Genomic DNA, 20711 nt, shown 5'->3' with positions numbered 1-20711 from the left:
AGCACTCAGATGAGATGCTGCTCGTCCTCGTCGCCGAGCAGACCGCTCAGGCCACCAAGCCCGGCGCGCACCTCGGCACGCGCCTGCAGCTTGCGCTGCGCCGCCTCGGGCAGGTCGGTGTAGCGGATCACCCCACGCTCGACCAGTACCGCCACCAGATCCTCCAGCACGCGAATCAGCTCGAGGTCGGAGTCCTTGAGGCGGCTCAGGCGCGTGCGCAGCTCCTCGCGGGTGAGCCAGGCCTGCACCTGCTCATCCATCACCGGCAGGGCTCTGGTCATGCCGGCAAAGGGCTCCATCTCGACCCGCAGCAACTGCCCCTGCTCATCATGTTGCACGTAGATCATCCCTTCCCCTCCCCTGATCCGGATCTGACCGGAGCGCCCGCGGCCAATTCTGGCGTCGAGCTTATCCCCGGAGCGTTCGCCACCACCACTGCCTGTCGCGCGCATTGCCGAAACTGCCACACAAGAAACCGCCCCTTCCACACAGGCAAGGGGCGGCAGCGGTCGCAAGACTCACACGACTTTCAGCGAGCCGTCGTCGAGCATGCCCTGGATGATGGTGGCCTCATCGCTGGAGCCGTAGACCTGGGACAGGTCGATGCCTTCCAGCACGATCGACTGGTTCGCCGGCAGCGGCCCGGCCGCATCCGGGTTGACGGTGATGGTGGTGCTGGCACCGAAGGCCATGTTGAGATAACCGGTCAGCGAGCTGGCCAGTTCCGGTGAATCGAGCGCGCCGTCGACTCCCACCAGCAGGTCGGACAGGTCCAGGTGATCCTCGCCTGGAGTGAAGTCGGTGATGCGGTCGATCCCGGTGTCGCCGGAGCTCCAGACAAAGGTATCCGCGCCGGCACCACCCGACAGCAGGTCATTGCCCTGCCCGCCATTGAGGATGTCGTCACCGGCACCGCCGGACAGCGCATCGTCGCCGAGCAGCCCGCTCAGGCTATCGTTGCCGTCATGACCGAAAATCCAGTCCGCACCGGCGGTGCCCGACAGGCTGTTGCTGCCGGCATCGCCCTCCAGGGTATCGGTCCGAGGGTAGAGCGTAGCCTGCAGACTGCTGAAGACCGCATCGCCATCGCCATCGCTGGCATGGATCTGGTAGGACAGCTCGATGGGCTGATCGGGAATCACCTGCGAGTAGCTGAACGGACCGAGGGCAAAGGACGAACCGCCAGCAGCCCCCGTCACCTGCAGTGCGCTGAACTGGGTAGCCGAACTGACTTCGTAGCTCCAGTCGTCGTACATCCCCCGGATGGTGATCGAGTCGCCGTTGTCGACCAGCGTGACCGAACCGGTCACGTCATTGCCCAGCGCATCGTAGACGCGGATATCGCTGACCGAGAGCGGCACGTAGCTCTCGCCGGGATCCCCCGAGCCGAACACGTTGTCGTTGTCGGCGATGATCGCCAGGATCGTCAGGTTGACGATGCCATTGCTGCTCTGCACCTGGGCGATGCTCTGGCGGAAGCTGGAGATCAGGTTGTGGCTGCTGTAGCTGAAGCCGGTGCTGCTCTGCGCGTTGACCGCCAGGTCGTTGAGGAAGTCGAAGCGGATGTTTTCTGCAGTGCTGATCCACTGGTTGCCGACGGCAACATCGGTCGGTGTGCTGTTGATGCTGCCGGAGGTGGACGACATCAGCACATCCTGCAGGGTGCCGCCGATATCGATCAGTCCCTTGAAGTTGACGTTCCCCGCGCTGCCCACCCCCGAAAGGTTGCTGAGGATGGTACTGGTGTCGTTGGACAGCACGCCGAAGGTGGTGAGGGTGTAACTGTCGGTGGCCGCATCGATGTCGATGGTGAAACCCACGTCCCCATTCGGCCCGGTCTTGGCCACCAGCTGGGTGTTGTCGGCGCCGTAGTACAGGTACAGCTGCTGATCGTCCAGGGTGATCCGGTTGCCGTTGGCATCCAGCGCCAAGGCCCCTTCGGTGAAGGTAAACGCCACATCCCCCACACCATCGGCACCGGCCGCCTCGGCGAAGCGCAGGTCGCCGCTGATGCTGCGGGTCTCGCTCACCTGGTCGACCTGCATCACGTGCTCGGGGAGGAAGGCCCTGGGCACGTCATCGACGATGTCGATATGGATGGTTCCGGTCTGGGTGTTGCCGTAGCCGTCAGTCACCTGGTAGGTGAAGCTGTCGGCACCGGCCTCGACGTTGGCGCCATCGTTGGCATCCGGGCTGCTGGTATACGGTTTGGTCAGGGTGTAGGTATAGCTGCCGTCGGCATTGATCTTGATGGTGCCGTAGGCGCCTGCGGCTTCGCCCACCAGGGCATAAGTCAGGGTGCCCATGCCGATCGCGTTCAACTGGTTGTTCGCATCCGTCTCGCCGTTGCTGCCCGGCAGGCTGCCGGTCACGGTGCCGGGCGCCAGGTCCTGTCCATCCTTGACCAGGTCCAGGGCATGCTCGTAAACCCGCACATCGTGATCATCCGGTGCGTACAGACCACTGTCTATCAGGTAGATGGTCAGGGTGGTGGTCGACAGGTCGCCGTCGCCATCCTTGATGGTGTAGACGAACACGTCGCTGGCGCCCGCCAGCGGCACCGCGTTGGGCGTGCTGGTGTAGGTGTAGGAGCCATCCGCCGCCAGGGTCAGGGTGCCGTACAGGCCGCTGATGGTCGTGCCGACGCCGCTGGTCACCGCCGTGGTGGTATCGCTGCCGGCGGCGCGCACGCCAACCACGCCGCCACCGGCCGCCGGGCCGTCGGCACCAAACACGTCACCCACGCCGTCGGTCAGCACGTTGCCACTTACCACGTCTCCCTCGATCACTGCATCGATATTGGCATGGGCTGTGGGAACGTCATCGACGATGTCGATATGGATGGTTCCGGTCTGGGTGTTGCCGTAGCCGTCAGTCACCTGGTAGGTGAAGCTGTCGGCACCGGCCTCGACGTTGGCGCCATCGTTGGCATCCGGGCTGCTGGTATACGGTTTGGTCAGGGTGTAGGTATAGCTGCCGTCAGCATCGATCTGGATGGTGCCGTAGGCGCCTGCGGCTTCGCCCACCAGGGCGTAAGTCAGGGTGCCCACGCCGGTCGCGTTCAACTGGTTGTCGGCATCCGTCTCGCCGCTGCTGCCCGGCAGACTGCCGGTCACGGTGCCGGGCGCCAGGTCGAGGCCATCCTTCACTAGATCCAGGGCATTCTCGTAGACCCGCACGTCCTGGTCAGCCGGCGCCGTCAGGCCGCCGTCGCTCAGGTTGATGGTCAGGGTGGTGGTCGACAGGTCACCGTCGCCATCCTTGATGGTGTAGACGAACACGTCGCTGGCACCCGCCGGCGGCACCGCGTTGGGCGTGCTGGTATAGGTGTAGGAGCCGTTGGCCGCCAGGGTCAGGGTGCCGTACAGGCCGCTGATGGTCGTGCCCACGCCGCCGGTCACCGCCGTGGAGGTGTCGCTGCCGGCAGCGCGTACGCCGACCACGCCACCGCCGGCCGCCGGGCCGTCGGCGCCGAACACGTCAGCGCTGCCGTCGCTGAGCACGTTGCCGCTCACCGCGGCGCCTTCCACCACGCTGTTGAGGTCGGCATGGGCGGTCGGCACGTCGTCGACGATGTCGATGCGGATGGTGCCGGTCAGGGTGTTGCCGTTGCCATCGGTCACCTGGTAGGTGAAGGTGTCGACGCCAGCCTCGACGTTGGCACCGTCGTTGGCATCGCCTGCGCTGGTGTACGGGCTGGTCAGGGTGTAGGTGTAGCTGCCGTTCGGGTTGATCTCGATGGTGCCGTAGGTGCCTGCGGCCTCGCCCACCAGCACGTAGCTCAGCGGAACCACGCCAACAGCGTCCAGCTGGTTGTCCGCATCCGTCTCGCCGGTGCTGCCTGACAAGCTGCCGGTCACGGTGCCGGGCGCCAGGTCGGCGCCATCCTGCAGCAGGTCCAGGGCGTTCTCGTAGACCAACACGTCCTGGTCGACCGGCGCGCTCAGGCCGCTGTCGCTCAGGCTGATGGTCAGGGTGGTGGTCGCCAGGTCGCCGTCGCCGTCCTTGATGGTGTAGACGAACACGTCGCTGGCGCCGGCCAGTGGCACCTTGTCCGGCGTGCTGGTGTAGGTGTAGCTACCATCCGCCGCCAGGGTCAGGGTGCCGTACAGGCCGCTGATGGTCGTGCCCACGCCACTGGTCACCGCCGTGGCGGTATCGCTGCCGGCAGCGCGGACGCCGACCACGCCACCGCCCGCCGCCGGGCCGTCGGCGCCGAACACGTCAGCGGTGCCGTCAGTCAGCACGTTACCACTCACCGCAGCGCCTTCCACCACGCTGTTGAGGTCGGCCTGGGCCGTCGGCACATCGTCGACGATGTCGATGCGGATCGTGCCGGTCAGGATGTTGCCGTGGCCGTCGGTCACCTGGTAGGTGAAGCTGTCGACGCCGAGTTCGATGTTGGCGCCGTCATTGGCCCCGCCACTGATGTACGGGCTGGTCAGGGTGTAGGTGTAGCTGCCGTCCAGATTGATCTGAATGGTGCCGTAGGTGCCTGCTGCGTCGCTCACCAGCACATAGCTCAGCGGAACCACGCCAACAGCGTCCAGCTGGTTGTCCGCATCCGTCTCGCCGGTGCTACCCGGCAGACTGCCGGTCACGGTGCCGGGCGCCAGGTCGAGGCCATCCTTCACTAGATCCAGGGCGTTCTCGTAGACCCGCACGTCCTGATCGGCCGGCGCGCTCAGGCCGCCGTCGCTCAGGTTGATGGTCAGGGTCGTGGTCGACAGGTCGCCGTCGCCATCCTTGATGGTGTAGACGAACACGTCACTGGCGCCCGCCGGCGGCACCGCGTTGGGCGTGCTGGAATAGGTGTAGGAGCCGTTGGCCGCCAAGGTCAGGGTGCCGTACAGGCCGCTGATGGTCGTGCCCACGCCGCTGGTCACCGCCGTGCTGGTATCGCTGCCGGCAGCGCGTACGCCGACCACGCCACCGCCGGCCGCCGGACCATCGGCACCGAACACGTCAGCGGTGCCATCGCTGAGCACGTTGCCGCTCACCGCAGCGCCTTCCACCACGCTGTTGAGGTCGGCCTGGGCCGTCGGCACATCGTCGACGATGTCGATGGTGATGGTGCCGGTCTGGGTGTTGCCGTTGGCGTCGGTCACCACGAAAGTGAAGGTTTCGGCGTTGTTCTCCGTGTGAGCGCTGTTGTTAGCGTCCGGCGATGTGTCGTACGGCTGGGTCAGCGTGTAGCTGTAGCTGCCATCGGCGTTGAAGGTCAGCGTGCCGTAGCTGCCCGTCCCGCTGCCCTGTAGCGCGTAGGTATACGGGCCGGTGCCGCCCTGGACGTTGTCGGCCACGGTGCCCGCAATCGTCTCGGCAGTGCTGAGCGGGTTGCTGCCGCTGGCCAACGCGGCCTCATTGACGCTCAGGTCGCCCTCGTCATTAACCCGCAGACCGCCGTCGCTCAGGTTGATGGTCAGGGTCGTGGTCGACAGGTCACCGTCGCCATCCTTGATGGTGTAGACGAACACGTCGCTGGCGCCCGCCAGCGGCACCGTGTTGGGCGTGCTGGTGTAGGTGTAGGAGCCATCCGCCGCCAGGGTCAGGGTGCCGTACAGGCCGCCGATGCTCATGCCCACGCCGCCGGTCACCGCCGTGCTGGTGTCAGCACCGGCAGCGCGCACGCCGACCACGCCGCCGCCGGCCGCCGGGCCGTCGGCGCCGAACTTGTCAGCGGCGCCATCGCTCAGCACGTTGCCGCTCACCGCGTCGCCTTCCACCACACTGTTGAGGTCGGCCTGGGCCGTCGGCACATCGTCGACGATGTCGATGGTGATGGTGCCGGTCTGGGTGTTGCCGTTGGCGTCGGTCACCACGAAAGTGAAGGTTTCGGCGTTGTTCTCCGTGTGAGCGCTGTTGTTGGCGTCCGGCGATGTGTCGTACGGCTGGGTCAGCGTGTAGCTGTAGCTGCCATCGGCGTTGAAGGTCAGCGTGCCGTAGCTGCCCGTCCCGCTGCCCTGTAGCGCGTAGGTATACGGGCCGGTGCCGCCCTGGACGTTGTCGGCCACGGTGCCCGCAATCGTCTCGGCAGTGCTGAGCGGGTTGCTGCCGCTGGCCAACGCGGCCTCATTCACGCTCAGGTCGTCCTCGCCATTAACCCGCAAAGCGCTGTCGCTCAGGCTGATGGTCAGGGTGGTGGTCGACAGATCGCCGTCGCCGTCCCGAATCGTGTACACGAATACCTCGGTAGCCCCAGTCTCGGGCACCACGTTCGGGTTGCCGTCGTAGCTGTAGGAGCCGTTGGCCTGCAGGGTCAGGGTGCCGTACAGACCGCTGATGCTCATGCCCACGCCCACGCCGCCGGTCACCGCCGTGGTGGTGTCAGCACCGGCAACGCGCACGCCGACCACGCCGCCACCTGCGCTCGGGCCGTCGGCGCCGAACTCATCGTCCGCGCCGTCGGTCAGCACGTTGCCGGTCACCACGTCACCCTCGAGCACCGCATTGCTATCGGCAAACGCCGTCGGGCCATCATCGGCGATATCGATCACCAGGGTCGCCGGCGGAGACACGTCACCATCGTTGTCGATGACTCGCACCTGAAAACTCTGCTGGAACTGGTCGTCCGTTCCGGTGAGCGTCGCGCCGGGATGCGGCGCACTGCTGTCGAGGGTGAACACCCAGCTACCATTCGGCGCGACCACCAGTGTGCCGTACTGCCCCTGGACGGTGCCGCCGTCCATGACATCCACCCAGTTGCCGTTCTTGTCCAGAACCTGCACCGCGGCAATCCCGTCCGGCGAGCTGATGCTTATCCGGCCGTAACTCGTTTCGGCGTTGCTCTGCGCCTGGCTGCCGCCTGGCAGCGCCGCTTCGTCGACGAAACCACGCTGTACCAGCACTTGGCCGGTCGCGTCGGCGAAGTATTCGATGATCAGGGCTGGGAATGACTCAGGCGATTCATCCGCGCCGGCTGGAAACACTTCCGGAAACAGCGGTGCAAAAGCTAGCGGCCCGGTCGGGTAACCGATGTTCGGATCCACGCGCTCGGCCGTCTCGTCCAGCAGCACAAAGGAGATACCGCCTCCGCCACTACCGGCGCCGCCGCCACCGGGTCCCGCTGCCGTGGCAGGCAGGCTGAGGGTCGGGTCGACACCCGCGGCGATGGCCTGCTGGGCCTCCGCGACCTCGGCCAGCTCGAGGGCGCTGGGCGCATGTTCGGGAGTGGCGGATTGAATCGCGGCGCGAGCGTCCTCGCCAGCCAGCAACTGGTTATCCAGCCGCAGAGAGCTATCGCGTCCCACGGTGAGTTCGCCGCCGTTCACCAGGCGGATGGCTACGGCGCCTCCGCCACCGGTGAGCAGTTGCTCGCCGACATAGACTCGATCGCCCTCACCCAGTTGGCGCTTGCCCCCATCCGCGGCGACGGCAAAAACCTCTCCGACCACCAGCCTGACAATACCGATCAACGTAGCCATCACCCCACCCTCCATACAGTCGCAACTGGCGACTGTCATGCGTCGCTGAATGCCCGATCAGGGCCGAACAGCTGCTACAGGGTGACTACTGCAGAAGTGGTGTAGAGATACAGTTCTTGGTCGTGCGTCCCGACTAGCGCAGCAAAAATGACGTAAAACCGTCATTCCCGTGACCGTTTTCTCCACGCTGCAGCTTTCCCCCTGATTGCGCTCTCCCTGCATCCGACCGCTCTTCTGAAATCGGCACAATCGATGCTGACTGCGCTTAACCGGATTTCCATTGATTGTTCCCTTAAACAATGTGGTGCTTTTTTCAGGACTCATCAGATCGTTTGGAGATATCTCTTATGAGAAATCACTCTAAGCAAATCGTGACGGATGTTCTTACATACTTAACTAGGAACAAAAAATAGCGCCGGCCCGCAGTGGAAGTCATTTTTTTGGCGCACGACCATTACGCAAGTGGACACCAATGGAAAAGGAGATACCCATGCGCCTCTCATCTATTTGGGTGGGACTGCTGCTGGCAGCAGGTTTCAACCAAGCCTCGGCCATGACCCTCACGGAAGCGATCCAGAGCACCATCGACAACCACCCAGAGGTCCATGCCGGCAGCAACAGCCGCCTGGTGGCCGACGAAGAACTGCAGATCGCCAAGGGCGGTTATCTGCCCACGGTCGACATGCTGGCCAGCTACGGCCGGGAACACACCGACAGCCCCAGCACCCGCATCTTCGGCGATCACAACACGGAAACCCTGAATGCCCGCACTGCAGAGCTGCGCTTGCGGCAGATGCTCTTCGACGGGTTCAACACTCCCAATGAAGTGGCGCGCAACGAAGCGGTGGTCAACTCACGGGCCTACCGTCTGCTGGGCGCCACGGAAAGCCTGGCATTGCGCACCGTCGAGGTGTACCTGGATGTGCTCAAGCGCCGCGAGATGGTGGCCCTGGCGGAAAACAACCTGCAGGCGCACCGGCGCATTCACGACCAGATCAGCCTGCGTGCCGAGCGGGGCGTGGGCAGCAGTGCCGACCGCGACCAGTCGCAAGCCCGCCTGGCCCTGGCCGAGAACAACCTCTACACCGAGCAGGTCAACCTGGCCGATGCCGAGGCCAACTTCTTCAGTGCCGTCGGCCGCATGCCCGACCAACTGGATACCCCGCTTTCGATCCGCAGCCGGATGCCGGAAAGCGTGGCGAGCGCTCGCGATCAGGTCATGGCCAACAACCCACTGCTCAAGTCGGCCCAGGCCGATGTGCATGCCGCCGAAAAACAGTACGAGGCGGCCAAGTCCAGGTTCTATCCGCGCTTCGATATCGAACTCTCGGGTAACGCCGACGACAACATCAGCGGCGACGAAGGGCACTACAACCGCTGGTATGCCGGCGTGGTGATGAACTACAACCTGTTCAACGGCATGCGCGACAAGGCTCTGCTGCAGTCCGGCGCCCACCAGATCAACGAATCGATGGACATTCGCAACAATGCCCTGCGCGTGCTCAACGAAAACCTGATGCTGTCGTGGAACGCGATGGAAAACGCCCGCCTGCAAACACCGAAGGCGCGGGACTATGCCGACTACTCGGCCAGGGTGCGCGAGGCCTATCAACAACAATTTTCCCTGGGACAACGCACCCTGCTCGACTTGCTCGACAGCGAGAACGAACTGTTCACCGCCAATCGTCGCTACACCGAGGTGCGCTATACCGAGGAGTTCTCGATGTACCGGGTAGAGGCCGCCATCGGCAGCCTGCTGCGTCAACATAATGTCGTACCGCCGAGCGAGGCGCTGGCCCTGACCGAGGTGAGAAGCGAAGCACGCCTGCCGAACATGAAATAGACAATAAGAACCATGCCTCACTTGCTGGACGGGGGAAGTTGCCGTGACGACCATGGAACAGGTGGGCCTGGCCAATGAGCAGCGACACAGCTGCGATGACCCGTTGCTCGATGGGCTGCTGATACTCAGCAAACTGCATGGTCGAACGGTCAACCGGGCCAGCCTCAGCGCTGGCCTGCCCTTGTCGGACCAACGCCTCTGCGCCGACCTTCTGCCACGAGCGGCCGCCCGCGCGGGGCTGCAGGCCCGCCTGCTGCGCCGGCCGCTGGCGGCCATCTCGGCGCTGAACCTGCCGGTTCTGTTGCTGCTCAAGGACGGGCGCAGTGCGGTGCTGTGCCGGCGGGACGAACTGGGCCGGGCGCTGATCCTGCCCTGCGAGAACGCTGGTGGCGAACAATGGGTCACGGGCGAGCAACTGGCCGACGAATACGCCGGACTGGCCCTGTTCGCCAGCCCGCGCCATGAGCTGGAGGACCTGCGCTCGCCTCTGGTGCCACGGGTCAAGTCGTGGTTTCGCGACACCCTCAAGCTGTCGCGCTGGCTGTACACCGACGCCCTGCTCGCCAGCCTGCTGATCAACCTGCTGGGCCTGATGGTGCCGCTGTTCGTCATGCAGACCTACGACCGCGTGGTGCCCAACCAGGCGCTCTCCACCCTGTGGGTGCTGACCATCGGCCTGCTGGTCGGCACCCTGTTCGAGCTGCTGCTGCGCGTGCTGCGCTTTCGCCTGCTCGACACCGCCGGCAAGAAGACCGACGTGGTGCTCTCCGCCACCCTGTTCGAGCGCATCACCGGGATGATGATGAAGGCCCGCCCAGCCAGTATCGGCGGCTTCGCGCAGAGCATCCACGACTTCCAGGGCCTGCGCGAGTTCCTCACCGCGGTGACCCTGACCAGCCTGATCGACCTGCCCTTCGCCCTGCTGATGACCGTGGTGATCGGCCTGCTCGGCGGCTGGCTGGTGGTCATTCCGCTGCTGGCCTTCCCGCTCACCGCGTTGTTCGCCTTCGTCATCCAGCGGCGCCTGCGCGACACCGTGCAGCGCAGCCTGGCGCTGGGCGCCGCGCGCCAGGCCCTGCTGATCGAGACCCTCGGCGGCCTGGAAACCCTGAAGAGTTGCGGTGCCGAGAGCGAGCGTCAGCACCAGTGGGAAAGCACCCACGGCGCCCTGACCCGGCTCGATGCCCACGCCCGCCTGCTCTCCGCCATCGCCCTCAATGGCACCCTGTTCCTGCAGCAGATGGCCGGGGTGGCCCTGATCGTCGGCGGCGTGTACAGCATCATCGCCGGCTACCTCAGCGTCGGCGCGCTGATCGCCTGCTACATGCTCAACGGCCGGATCATGGCGCCGCTGGGGCAGATCGCCAGCCTGATCACCCGCCATCAGCAGGCCCAGCTGACCATGAAGAGCACCGATGCGCTGATGTCCCTGCCGCAGGAGCGTGACAGCCAGCAGCGCCCGCTGGAGCACACGCGCCTGAAGGGCGCGCTGGAACTGCGCCAGGTCAGCTTCAGCTACGCGGAACAGACCACCCCGGCGCTGCAGGGCGTCAATCTGCGCATCGCCCCCGGCGAGAAGGTCGGCATCATCGGCCGCAGCGGCTCGGGCAAGAGCACCCTGGCCCGCCTGTTGATGGGTTTCTACAGTCCGAGCGAGGGACAGATCCTGTTCGACGGCCTCGACCAGCGGCAAATCGACATCGCCGACCTGCGCCACCAGACCGGCTACGTCGCCCACGACCTGCCGCTGCTTGCCGGCACCTTGCGCAGCAACATGACCTTGGGCGCACGCTACATCAGCGACGAGCGCCTGCTCGAGGTCGCCGAACTGACCGGCGTCAGCGAGCTGGCCCGCCAGCACCCTCAGGGTTTCGAGCGCCCGGTCGGCGAGCGCGGCCAGCTGCTCTCCGGCGGCCAGCGTCAGGCCGTACTGCTGGCCCGCGCCCTGCTCCTCGACCCGCCACTGCTGCTGCTCGACGAGCCGACCAGCTCGATGGACAACAGCAGCGAGGAGGTGCTGCGCAGCCGCCTGCGCGACTGGAGTCGCAACAAGACCCTGCTGCTGATCACCCACCGCACCGCCATGCTCAGTCTGGTCGACCGCCTGATCGTGCTGGATGGCGGCAAGATCGTCGCCGACGGACCGAAGGAAACGGTCATCGAAGCCCTGCGCAAGGGCCGCGTCGGCCCGGTATCGGTCTAGGAGACGGTCATGGGAAACCTCAATGCACTCAGCGACTACCTGAAGCCGCTGCGCCAGGTACGCGACACCGAGTTCATGCCGGAAGTCCAGGGTGTACTGGCGGAAGACTCCAGCGCACTGCCCCGGATCACCGTCTGGCTGATCGCCCTGTTCCTGTTCGCTGCGCTGCTGTGGGCCTACTTCGCCGTGCTCGATGAAGTCACCACCGGCGAAGGCAAGGCGATTCCCTCCAGCAAGGTGCAGACCATCCAGAACCTGGAGGGCGGCATCGTCGCGGAGATCTTCGTCCGCGAAGGACAGATCGTCGACAAGGGCGACCGCCTGCTGCGCCTCGACGACACGCGCTTCGTCTCCAACATGGGCGAAAGCGAAGCCGACCGCCTCGCCCTGCTGGCCCGGGTCGAGCGCCTGAGCGCCGAAGGCGAAGGCCGCCCGCTGCAGTTGCCGGAGGAGATAGCCCAGGCCGCTCCGGGCCTGGCCGCCGACGAGGAGGCCCTGTACCGCTCGCGCCAGCAGGGGCTGGCCAGCGAGGTCGGCATCCTCCAGCAGCAGCTGCAGCAGAAGATCCAGGAGCTGGCGGAGTTTCGCTCCAAGGTGCAGCAATACCGCTCCAGCCTCGGCCTGATCCAGAGCGAGCTGAACATGTCCGAGCCGCTGGTGGCCAGCGGGGCCATCTCCCAGGTCGAGGTGCTGCGCCTGCGGCGCAGCGCGGTGGAGACCCGCGGTTCGCTGAATGCCACCACCCTGGCCATCCCGCGGGCGGAGGCCGGAGTCAAGGAGGTCGAGCGCAAGATCGAGGAAGCCCAGCTGCGCTTTCGCACCGAAGCCCTGAGGGAACTCAACGAGGTGCGTACCGAGTTGAGCAAGATCACCGCCTCCAGTCGCGCCATCGAGGACCGGGTCAGCCGCACCGGGGTGGTTTCCCCGGTGCGCGGCATCGTCAAGCAGCTCAAGGTCAACACCATCGGCGGTGTGGTGCAGCCAGGCAGCGACCTGCTGGAGATCGTGCCGCTGGAAGACAACCTGCTGATCGAGGCACGCATCCGTCCGCAGGATGTCGCCTTCCTGCACCCCGGCCAGGAAGCGATGGTCAAGTTCACCGCCTACGACTACACCATCTACGGCGGCCTCAAGGCCAAGCTGGAGATGATCGGCGCCGACACCATCACCGACGAGGACGGCAACAGCTTCTACCTGATCCAGCTGCGCACCGACAAGAGCCACCTGGGCAGCACGGACAAGCCGCTGCTGATCATCCCCGGCATGGTCGCCAACGTCGACATCATCACCGGCCAGAAGAGCGTGCTCGACTACCTGCTCAAGCCGGTGCTCAAGGCCCGCGCCGAGGCGCTGCGCGAGCGCTGAGGCTCAGTCCGCGGGCGTCTCGCCCAGATGGTTGCGCCGGTAGGTTGCCTCGCCCATAGCGGCGATCTGCGCGTCGATCAGCGCCTCGAACGAGAGCAGCAGCGCATCGAAACGCCCGGCGCCCTCCAGCGTGTTCAGGCAGTGCACGATGGCCTCGACGGTCGACAGCGCCCCCGGTCCGGGCGCCTTGCGCAGCCGGTAGCGGCTGACCAGCCCTTCGCCCAGACTCAGGCGCGGCAGACTGGCCAGCCACGGATTGCAGTGCAGGATGCGCCGCGCCTTGCGCCAGGTGCCGTCCGGCACGATCAGCAGCCGCTCGGCCGGCGCGCCACTCCCCCCTGCAGCCAGCGCCTCGACCGTCAGCGCCTGCTCGCCGGGAAACAGCAGCCAGGCCTCGCGGCCGGCCAGCTCGCTCTCCAGCTCGGGGAAATGTTCGCCGACGCGCAGCTCGGCATTGGCCAAGCCGAGCGCCGCCAGGCGCGCGGTATTCAGCGCATGGGCGGTCTCGTCCGGGTGCTGCAGGATCAGCACCCGGGTATGGCTGGATAGATGAGGGATCAGCGGACACAGGCAGTGTGTCAGCGGGCGCGCGCAGCGCGGGCATCGGGCTCGGGACATGCGCGCATTTTCGCATGCCCGCCGCACGGCCGCCCAGCGCGCCGCTCAGCCGAGCTGCCGGCGCCACCAGCCATCGGCACTGACCAGGCTGATGCCCAGTAGCACCAGCAGCCCGCCGCCGATGAAGAAGGCGTCGATGCGCTCGTCCAGCAACAGCACGCCAAACAGCACGCCGAACAGCGGGGTCATGAAGGAGAACACCCCCAGCCCCGAAGCCAGATAACGGCGCAGCAGCCAGAACCAGATCAGATAGCTGGCGAAGGCCACCCCCACGCTCTGGAACAGCAAGTTGCCCCATACCAGCGGGGTGAAGCGGATCTCGGCCGTCTGCCCAGCGAGCCAGGCGGCCAGCAGCAGCCACACGCAGCCACAGACCAGCTGGTACAGCAGGGTCTTGGCCGCCGGTGCCTCGGACAGCCGGCTGCAGCGCACCGTCACGGTCAGCGCGCCCCAGGCCATCCCCGCCAGCAGACCGAACAGGTCGCCCAGCAGCATGGCCGACGAAACCTGCGGCCCCAGCAGCCCGCCGGCGAAGGCGATCACGATGCCGACAAACGCCAGCACGATGCCCAGCCACTGCAGCGGGCGCAGGCGCTCGCTGGGCAGACGCAGGTGCAGCCCCAGGGCGGCAAAGATCGGCGCGGTATACAGCAGCACCACAATGTGCGCGGCACTGCTGTGGCGCAGGCCTTCGGCGACGAAGAAGAACTCCAGGGCGAACAGCGTGCCGACCAGCAGGCCGGCGCGCAGGGTGCCGTCGCCCAGCGTCAGCGGCTGCCGCCGCCAGAGCATGAACAGCGCCACCAGCACGGCGGCGATACCCGAGCGCAGGCCCACCTGCACCAGCGGCGCCATGTCCGGCGCGGCCAGCTTGATGGCCACCTGCTGCAGCCCCCAGATCACGCACAGCAGCAGCATCCATTGCAGCGCGTGCGCATCCACGCCCTGGCGTGTCGCAGACATCGAAGACTCCTCAAAAAAACGGCGGCCCGCAGGCAAGCTGCTGCGGGCGTGAAAAGGATGAGTGGGGATAGCGAGCGTTCGCTCAGTTGGCGGCCAGAAAGCGCATGCCCTCCTCCAGCCCCGCCGGCGTCAGCGGATACATGCGCTCGTGCACCAGCTCGCGCACCAGATTGGTGGACGTGCTGTATTTCCACGCGTCCTGCGGATAGGGGTTGATCCAGATGAGCTTCTTGTAGGTATCCATGAAGCGCTGCATCCAGACGTAGCCCGGCTCCTCGTTCCAGTGCTCGACGCTGCCGCCGGCATGGGTGATCTCGTAGGGCCCCATGGCGGCGTCGCCGACGAACACCACCTTGTAGTCCGAGCCGTACTTGTGCAGCAGGTCGACGGTGGCGAGGCGCTCGCTCATGCGCCGCTGGTTGTCCCGCCACACCCCCTCGTAGATGAAGTTGTGGAAGTAGAAGTACTCGAGATGCTTGAACTCGGTCCGGCAGGCGGAGAACAGCTCCTCGCAGACCTTGACGTGGCTGTCCATCGAGCCGCCGATGTCGAACAGCAACAGCAGCTTCACCGCATTGCGCCGCTCCGGGCGCATGCGGATGTTGAGCAGGCCGGCGTCGCGCGCGGTGTGCTCGATGGTGCCGTCGAGGTCGAACTCCTCGGCCGCGCCTTCGCGGGCGAACTTGCGCAGGCGGCGCAGGGCCAGCTGGATGTTGCGCGAGCCAAGCTCCATCTGGTCGTCGAGGTTGCGGTATTCGCGCTGCTCCCAGACCTTGGCCGCCCGCCCCTGGCGCTGGCCGGCATCGCCGACGCGGATGCCCTCGGGATGGTAGCCACCGGAGCCGAACGGGCTGGTGCCGCCGGTACCGATCCACTTGTTGCCGCCGGCGTGGCGCTCCTTCTGCTCGGCCAGGCGTTGCTTGAAAGCTTCGAGCAGCTGGTCCAGGCCGCCGAGGCTGTTCAGCTGGGCCTTGTCCTCCGCGCTGAGCAGGCGCTCGAACTCCTTGCGCAGCCAGTCCTCGGGGATCAGCGCCTCGAGGGCCGCATCGAGGCTCTGCAGGCCGTTGAAGTAGCTGGCGAAGGCGCGGTCGAACTTGTCGAAATGCCGCTCGTCCTTCACCAGCACGGTGCGCGCCAGGTAATAGAAGGCATCCATGTCAGCGAACACCACCTGGCGCTCGAGCGCCTCGAGCAGATCGAGCAGCTCGCGCAGCGACACCGGCACCTTGGCCGCGCGCAATTCGTTGAACAGATTGAGCAGCATCGACGGACTCCGCTCTGTCTCAGGCCGGCTGAGACTGTTTGCTGGCGGCGGCCAGGCCAGACGGCTCGGGGGAGCGGCCGAGCGGAGCCGCCGGGCTATCCTCGAGTGCACCGTGATGATCGGCGAACTGTTCACGAATATTCAGCATCTGCGGCAGCGCGCGTCGGAATGGTCCGATCAGGCCCGGATCGAAATGAATGCCGACCTGAGCCTCGATATGGCCCAGTGTTTCTTCCAGCGGCCAGGCCTTCTTGTAGGGCCTGGCGCTGGTCAGGGCATCGAAGACATCGGCCAGCGCGACGATACGCGCCATCAAGGGAATCTCCTTGCCTTTCAGGCCCTGGGGATAGCCACTGCCATCCCACTTCTCGTGGTGGCACAGCGCGATGGTGCGCGCGGCCTGCAGCAGTTCGTCACTGTGCTGGCCAATGATTTCCGCACCGATCTCCGGGTGGCGCTTGATCTGTGCCCACTCGGAGGCATCCAGCGACCCCGGCTTGAGCAGGATGTGGTCGGGAATGCCGATCTTGCCGACATCGTGCATGGGCGCGGCGTTGTAGAGAATATCCAGACTCTTCTCGCCGAGACCGAACTCCTCGCCGATCAGGCGGCAGAAGTGGCTCATGCGGATGATGTGATTGCCCGTCTCGTTGTCGCGAAATTCCGCCGCGCGCCCCAGACGCCGAATGATCTGCTGACGGGTATTGAGCAGCTCGGCGGTGCGCTCGCTGACCTGGCGCGCCAGCTCGCGGTTCTGGTCGTACAGCGCGAGGTGGGTGCGCACCCGGGCCAGCACGATGGCCGGGCTGATCGGCTTGGTGATGTAGTCCACCGCGCCGAGTTCCAGACCACGGCGCTCATCGTCCACTTCACTCATGGCGCTGACGAAGATCACCGGGATGTCGCGGGTGTCCGGGTTGTTCTTGAGCTGCTCGCACACCTGATAGCCATCCAGGCCGGGCATCATGATGTCGAGCAGGATCAGGTCCGGCGGGGTGGCGGAAAAGGCGATCTTCAGCGCCTTCTCGCCATTGAGGGCGACCCGGGTGCGGTAGTGCGGCGACAGCACCTCGTTGAGGATGTCGATATTCTCGGCAACGTCATCCACCAGCAGGATGGTGCTCTGGGTCTGTTCCTGGTTCATCTCGCTTCCTTAAGAGTTCGTCCTGCTGACAGAGACTACGCGCCTGCTCCGGCACCAGCCAGCGCCGGCTCGTTCTGCAGCAACTCCAGCGCCTCGTCGAACTCGTAGCGCCCGATCAGCCGCTGCAGCTGTGCCGCCAGATCCTGCAGCCCCAGGCTGGCCAGGGGCTCGAGCAGCCCGGCCAGACAGGCGCCGGCCTCGCCATCGTCGTCGCGCAGCAGTTCGGCCAGGCGCTGCAAGCCGTCGTCAAGGGCGGCCCGATCGATCGCCCCGGCCACCGCCTCCCTGGCAGCCGCAGCGGGCTTGGCCAGCAACGGGGCGATGCGCCCGAGCAGTGCCTGCAACTCCAGCTCGAGGTTCGCCAGCAGCGGCTCGGCTGGCGCCTCGCGTTGCTGGCGCAACTGCGCTTCCAGCTCGCCGGCACTGCGCTGCACGGCCTGGGCACCGATATTGCCCGCCAGCCCCTTGAGGGTATGCGCGATGCGTACCGCGTTTTCCTGTTCGCCGGCCTGCAACGCCTGGCCGATCCGCGCCACGGCGTCAGCCTGGGTTTCGCAGAAGCGCGCGAGCAGCTTGCGCAACAGCGAGGTATTACCGCCCAGGCGCTGCAAGGCAGCGTCCAGCTGCAGACCGGCAATCGCCGGCAGGGCAGCCTCTTCGTCGACCACCCGCGGTACAGCGTCCGCCGCCGCATGTTCGACCTTGACCCAGCGGTGCAGGGTGATGAACAGCTGGGTCACGTCGATGGGCTTGGCGATGTGGTCGTTCATGCCGGCAGCCAGGCATTTCTCCTTGTCTCCGGCCATCGCGTTGGCGGTCATCGCCAGCACCGGCAGCGCGGCATGGGCCGCCTGCCGGCGAATCCGCCGGGTCGCCTCGAAGCCGTCCATCACCGGCATCTGGCAATCCATCAGCACGCCGTCGTAGGTGTGCTCGGCGAGCCTCGCCAGGGCTTCGAGCCCATTGTTGGCGACCTGCACGCGAATGCCGGCACGGCCGAGAATCTCCATGGCCATTTCCTGGTTGACCAGGTTGTCCTCGACCAGCAGCAGGCTGGCTCCGCGCAGCGCCTTCTGCGCCTCGAGGTACTCGGTCTGCAGCTCCACCTTGCGCGGCCGGGTGACCACGGCCTTGCCAAAGGTATTGAGGATGCTGTCGAGCAGGGTCGAGGGGGTGACCGGCTTGACCAGCACCGCCTCGACGCGGGTATTGCCGAGGCGCTCCAGCAGTTCGTCGCGACTGTAGGCGGTGACCATGGCGAAGAATGGCGTTTCGCCGATCCGCCGGTCACTGCGGATGAGGCGAATGGCCTCGACACCATCCATGCCCGGCATCATCCAGTCCATGATCACCAGGCGGTACGGCCGCCCGGCGAGATAGGCCTGCTCCAGCTGGCCAATGGCATCGGCCGCGTCGCGGGCGGTGGCCACCTCGAACTTCAGCGAGCTGAGCATGCTGTGGAAGATTTCCCGGGCACTGGCATTGTCATCGACCACCAGGATCGGCATGCCGAGGATGTCGTCGCCGTCGATCAGCAGTTCACGCTGCTCCGCCTGCAGGCGAAACGGCATGCGGAAATAGAAGGTGCTGCCGCTACCCGGCCGGGAATCCACGCCGATCTCGCCACCGCACAGATCGACCAGACGCTTGCAGATGGTCAGGCCCAGCCCGGTACCGCCGTAGCGGCGCGAGGTGGAGGAGTCGGCCTGCATGAAGGCCTGGAACAGCTTGCCGCGCTGTTCCTCGCTGAGGCCGATCCCCGTGTCCCTGACTTCGAAACGCAGCCAGCTGCCGGCCTCGCTCTCCTGCTCCTTGCGCACGACGATGGTGATCTCGCCCCGCTCGGTGAACTTGATCGCATTGCTCAGCAGATTGCTCAGCACCTGCCCGAGGCGCAGCGGATCGCCGAGCAATCCGGTGGGCACATCGGTCTCGATGTCGAACAGCAACTCCAGGCCCTTTTCCTGGACCTTGACCATGGCCTGGTCGGCCAGGCTGCCGAGCACGTCCTCGAGGAAGAACTCGATCTCCTCGAAATGCATCTTGCCGGCCTCGATCTTGGAGAAGTCGAGGATGTCGTTGATGATGCCGAGCAGATTCTGCGCGGCCGCGTGGATCTTCTCCAGGTAATTGCGCTGACGCTTGTCCGGGTCATGTTCCAGGGCCAGGTGCGCCATGCCCATGATCACGTTCATCGGCGTGCGGATTTCGTGGCTCATGTTGGCCAGGAAGTCCGACTTGAGGCGCGTCGCCTCCTCGGCCAGGGCCTTGGCCTCGGCCTGCGCCTGCTCGGCCGCCTTCTGCGCCGAGATGTCGATCAGAGAGCCAACCAGCCCCGCCACCCGACCATCGCTGCTGTTGTAGCTGGACAGGTTGTAGATGACCGGGTGCATGCCGCCAGTGGCGAGGGGGATGCACATTTCCGCAGAGAAGCTCCCGCCCTCGCGGAGGATGCGCTCGTTGGCCTGCTGGTAGCGGGGGCGATCCTCGGCCGGCAGCTGGATGAACTGCTGCACGGTCTTGCCGATCAGTTCCTCGTTGCTGACCTGGAAGGCATCCCGGAAGGCCTGATTGAAGCCCAGGTAGTGCCCCTCGGCATCCTTGAAGAACACCGGGTACGGCAGGGTATCGAGCAGCACGCGCTGGAACTCCAGCTGATCGGCGATGGCCTGCTCGAACTGCTTGCGTTCACTGAGATCGCGCAGCGTCGCGCAGGCACAGGGGGTACGTCCGGCCAGCGGTGGCAGACGGGTCAGGCCGAGTTCGACCGGGAACACGCGCCCGTGGCGGTCCACCCCGCGGAAGTCACCACGCATGCTGCCCATGGGCCTGCTGCCGTCCTCGCCCATGAAGCGGGCGCGCATCTGCGCATGACGCGGGCGGATATCCGGCGGCACCAGCTCGTCGACGCTAGTGCCGATCAGCTCGCCCGGCGCATAACCAAACAGCTCGTGGGCCTTGGGGTTGGCGATCAGGATCCGACCGGCCGGGTCGACGATCAGCATGCCGTCCGGCGAGAACTCGATGATCTGCCGGTACCAGGCCTCGGCCTGGAGGCTCTGTTCGCGCTGGGCATCCAGCTCGCACAGGGTGTCCTGGTAGCTGCGCAGGGTGCGGCTGAGATCGCCGATTTCCGACTGCTCCTCGGCATGCGGATAATGCAGATCACGCCGGCCGGCCAGCAGCTTGCGGGTCTTGTCGGTCAGCGCGATCAGGGGCAGCAGGACGCGGCGATGGTAGAACCGGCGCAGCACTACCACCACCAGCAGCAGGCTGACCAGCATCAATACCTGCGCGGAAATCATGGCCTGGTTGACCTGGCGATCGAGCACCTCGATGCGCGCCTGGTAGTGCTGGTGAACCCGCGCATCCAGCTGCTGCAGGGGCTCGCTGACCGCCGCCCTGACCGGCTCGTACTCGGCGCCGAACAGCAACTCGATGGCCTGCTGGCGATCGCCAGTGTTGGCAAAGGCGAGTGCTCCCAGCTGCAGGGCGAGCAGGTCATCGGCACGCCGCATGGCCTCCCGCATCAGCGCGTTGTACCGCTCGCCCAGCCCCAGGGCGAGGAATTGTTCGACGGCCATCTCCCGCGAACGGACCTGGTCCCGCTCGGCAATGAACTCGCGCTGGAAGCGCGGATCCCCGCCGACCACGAAGTTGCCCGCGGCCAGGGTCAGCACCTGGGCACCCAGCTGCAGGTGATGGAGCGCGTCGCTGGCTTGATGCCGGGCTCTCACCGTGTCGCGGCGCTCGATGGCCAGCTGAGCGGTCAGCAGTACGCTGATGCAGGCCAGACAGAGCAGCCCCACCACCAGGTAGGTGATCCTGTTGCTGAAATTGCCAAGTTTCACGAATGTAGACTCCCGATCCTGGGAAAATGGCTGGCA

10 protein-coding genes are annotated in these 20711 nt (G+C 65.9%); 3 read left to right on the top strand and 7 right to left on the bottom strand.

The genetic code is table 11. The features are described from left to right. Positions 1-5: 5 nt before the first annotated feature. The gene (locus BM297_RS10560; RefSeq protein WP_092431072.1) at positions 6-347 is read right to left on the bottom strand and encodes a tryptophan synthase subunit beta; all 342 of its coding nucleotides are present in this window, start codon (positions 345-347) and stop codon (positions 6-8) included. A 171-nt stretch (positions 348-518) separates the two neighbouring features. After that, positions 519-7424, bottom strand: a complete 6906-nt coding sequence (locus tag BM297_RS10555; RefSeq protein ID WP_175526635.1) for a retention module-containing protein — start codon at positions 7422-7424, stop codon at positions 519-521. Positions 7425-7914: 490 nt separating this feature from the next. Here BM297_RS10555 and BM297_RS10550 point away from each other — a divergent pair, with 490 nt between their 5' ends. The 3 genes from BM297_RS10550 to BM297_RS10540 are packed head-to-tail and all read left to right on the top strand — an operon-like array spanning position 7915 to position 12835. Next, on the top strand, positions 7915-9267 hold the full coding sequence (locus BM297_RS10550) for a TolC family outer membrane protein (protein ID WP_092431068.1): 1353 nt from the start codon (positions 7915-7917) through the stop codon (positions 9265-9267). A gap of 52 nt (positions 9268-9319) precedes the next feature. Next, positions 9320-11470 carry a type I secretion system permease/ATPase gene (locus tag BM297_RS10545; RefSeq protein WP_092431066.1) on the top strand — a complete coding sequence of 717 codons (2151 nt, stop codon included), beginning with the start codon at positions 9320-9322 and terminating at the stop codon, positions 11468-11470. A gap of 9 nt (positions 11471-11479) precedes the next feature. Next, positions 11480-12835: an HlyD family type I secretion periplasmic adaptor subunit gene (locus BM297_RS10540; protein WP_092431065.1), complete on the top strand. Its 1356-nt coding sequence runs from the start codon at positions 11480-11482 to the stop codon at positions 12833-12835. Between the two features lie 3 nt (positions 12836-12838). Here the strand turns inward: BM297_RS10540 and BM297_RS10535 are convergent, their stop codons facing one another. The 5 genes from BM297_RS10535 to BM297_RS10515 form a co-directional block, all read right to left on the bottom strand. Then, complete coding sequence (locus BM297_RS10535; RefSeq protein WP_092431063.1) at positions 12839-13453, bottom strand: tRNA-uridine aminocarboxypropyltransferase; 615 nt, start codon at positions 13451-13453, stop codon at positions 12839-12841. A gap of 45 nt (positions 13454-13498) precedes the next feature. Then, a complete protein-coding gene (locus tag BM297_RS10530; protein ID WP_092431062.1) occupies positions 13499-14416 on the bottom strand; it encodes a DMT family transporter in 918 nt (305 codons plus the stop codon). A gap of 82 nt (positions 14417-14498) precedes the next feature. Further along, a complete protein-coding gene (locus BM297_RS10525; protein ID WP_092431060.1) occupies positions 14499-15680 on the bottom strand; it encodes a vWA domain-containing protein in 1182 nt (393 codons plus the stop codon). 19 nt (positions 15681-15699) lie between these two features. Next, positions 15700-16824 (bottom strand): HD-GYP domain-containing protein, encoded by a 1125-nt coding sequence (locus tag BM297_RS10520; protein WP_092431058.1) that lies wholly within the window; start codon positions 16822-16824, stop codon positions 15700-15702. A gap of 35 nt (positions 16825-16859) precedes the next feature. Next, positions 16860-20675 (bottom strand): response regulator, encoded by a 3816-nt coding sequence (locus BM297_RS10515; RefSeq protein ID WP_139231049.1) that lies wholly within the window; start codon positions 20673-20675, stop codon positions 16860-16862. Between the last annotated feature and the right edge of the window lie 36 nt (positions 20676-20711).

It is taken from the genome of Geopseudomonas sagittaria, assembly GCF_900115715.1.
GTDB lineage: Bacteria > Pseudomonadota > Gammaproteobacteria > Pseudomonadales > Pseudomonadaceae > Geopseudomonas > Geopseudomonas sagittaria.
The sequence above is the reverse complement of the archived record's forward strand: the minus strand, read 5'-3'. Positions and strand labels throughout refer to the sequence as shown.

What these genes read in the sequence shown, in the direction of transcription:
- BM297_RS10550 (WP_092431068.1), top strand. Translation starts at nt 7,915, where the DNA reads ATGCGCCTCTCATCTATTTGGGTGGGACTGCTGCTGGCAGCAGGTTTC.
- BM297_RS10535 (WP_092431063.1), bottom strand. Translation starts at nt 13,453, where the DNA reads ATGTCCCGAGCCCGATGCCCGCGCTGCGCGCGCCCGCTGACACACTGC.
- BM297_RS10520 (WP_092431058.1), bottom strand. Translation starts at nt 16,824, where the DNA reads ATGAACCAGGAACAGACCCAGAGCACCATCCTGCTGGTGGATGACGTT.
- BM297_RS10540 (WP_092431065.1), top strand. Translation starts at nt 11,480, where the DNA reads ATGGGAAACCTCAATGCACTCAGCGACTACCTGAAGCCGCTGCGCCAG.
- BM297_RS10525 (WP_092431060.1), bottom strand. Translation starts at nt 15,680, where the DNA reads ATGCTGCTCAATCTGTTCAACGAATTGCGCGCGGCCAAGGTGCCGGTG.
- BM297_RS10545 (WP_092431066.1), top strand. Translation starts at nt 9,320, where the DNA reads ATGGAACAGGTGGGCCTGGCCAATGAGCAGCGACACAGCTGCGATGAC.
- BM297_RS10555 (WP_175526635.1), bottom strand. Translation starts at nt 7,424, where the DNA reads ATGGCTACGTTGATCGGTATTGTCAGGCTGGTGGTCGGAGAGGTTTTT.
- BM297_RS10560 (WP_092431072.1), bottom strand. Translation starts at nt 347, where the DNA reads ATGATCTACGTGCAACATGATGAGCAGGGGCAGTTGCTGCGGGTCGAG.
- BM297_RS10530 (WP_092431062.1), bottom strand. Translation starts at nt 14,416, where the DNA reads ATGTCTGCGACACGCCAGGGCGTGGATGCGCACGCGCTGCAATGGATG.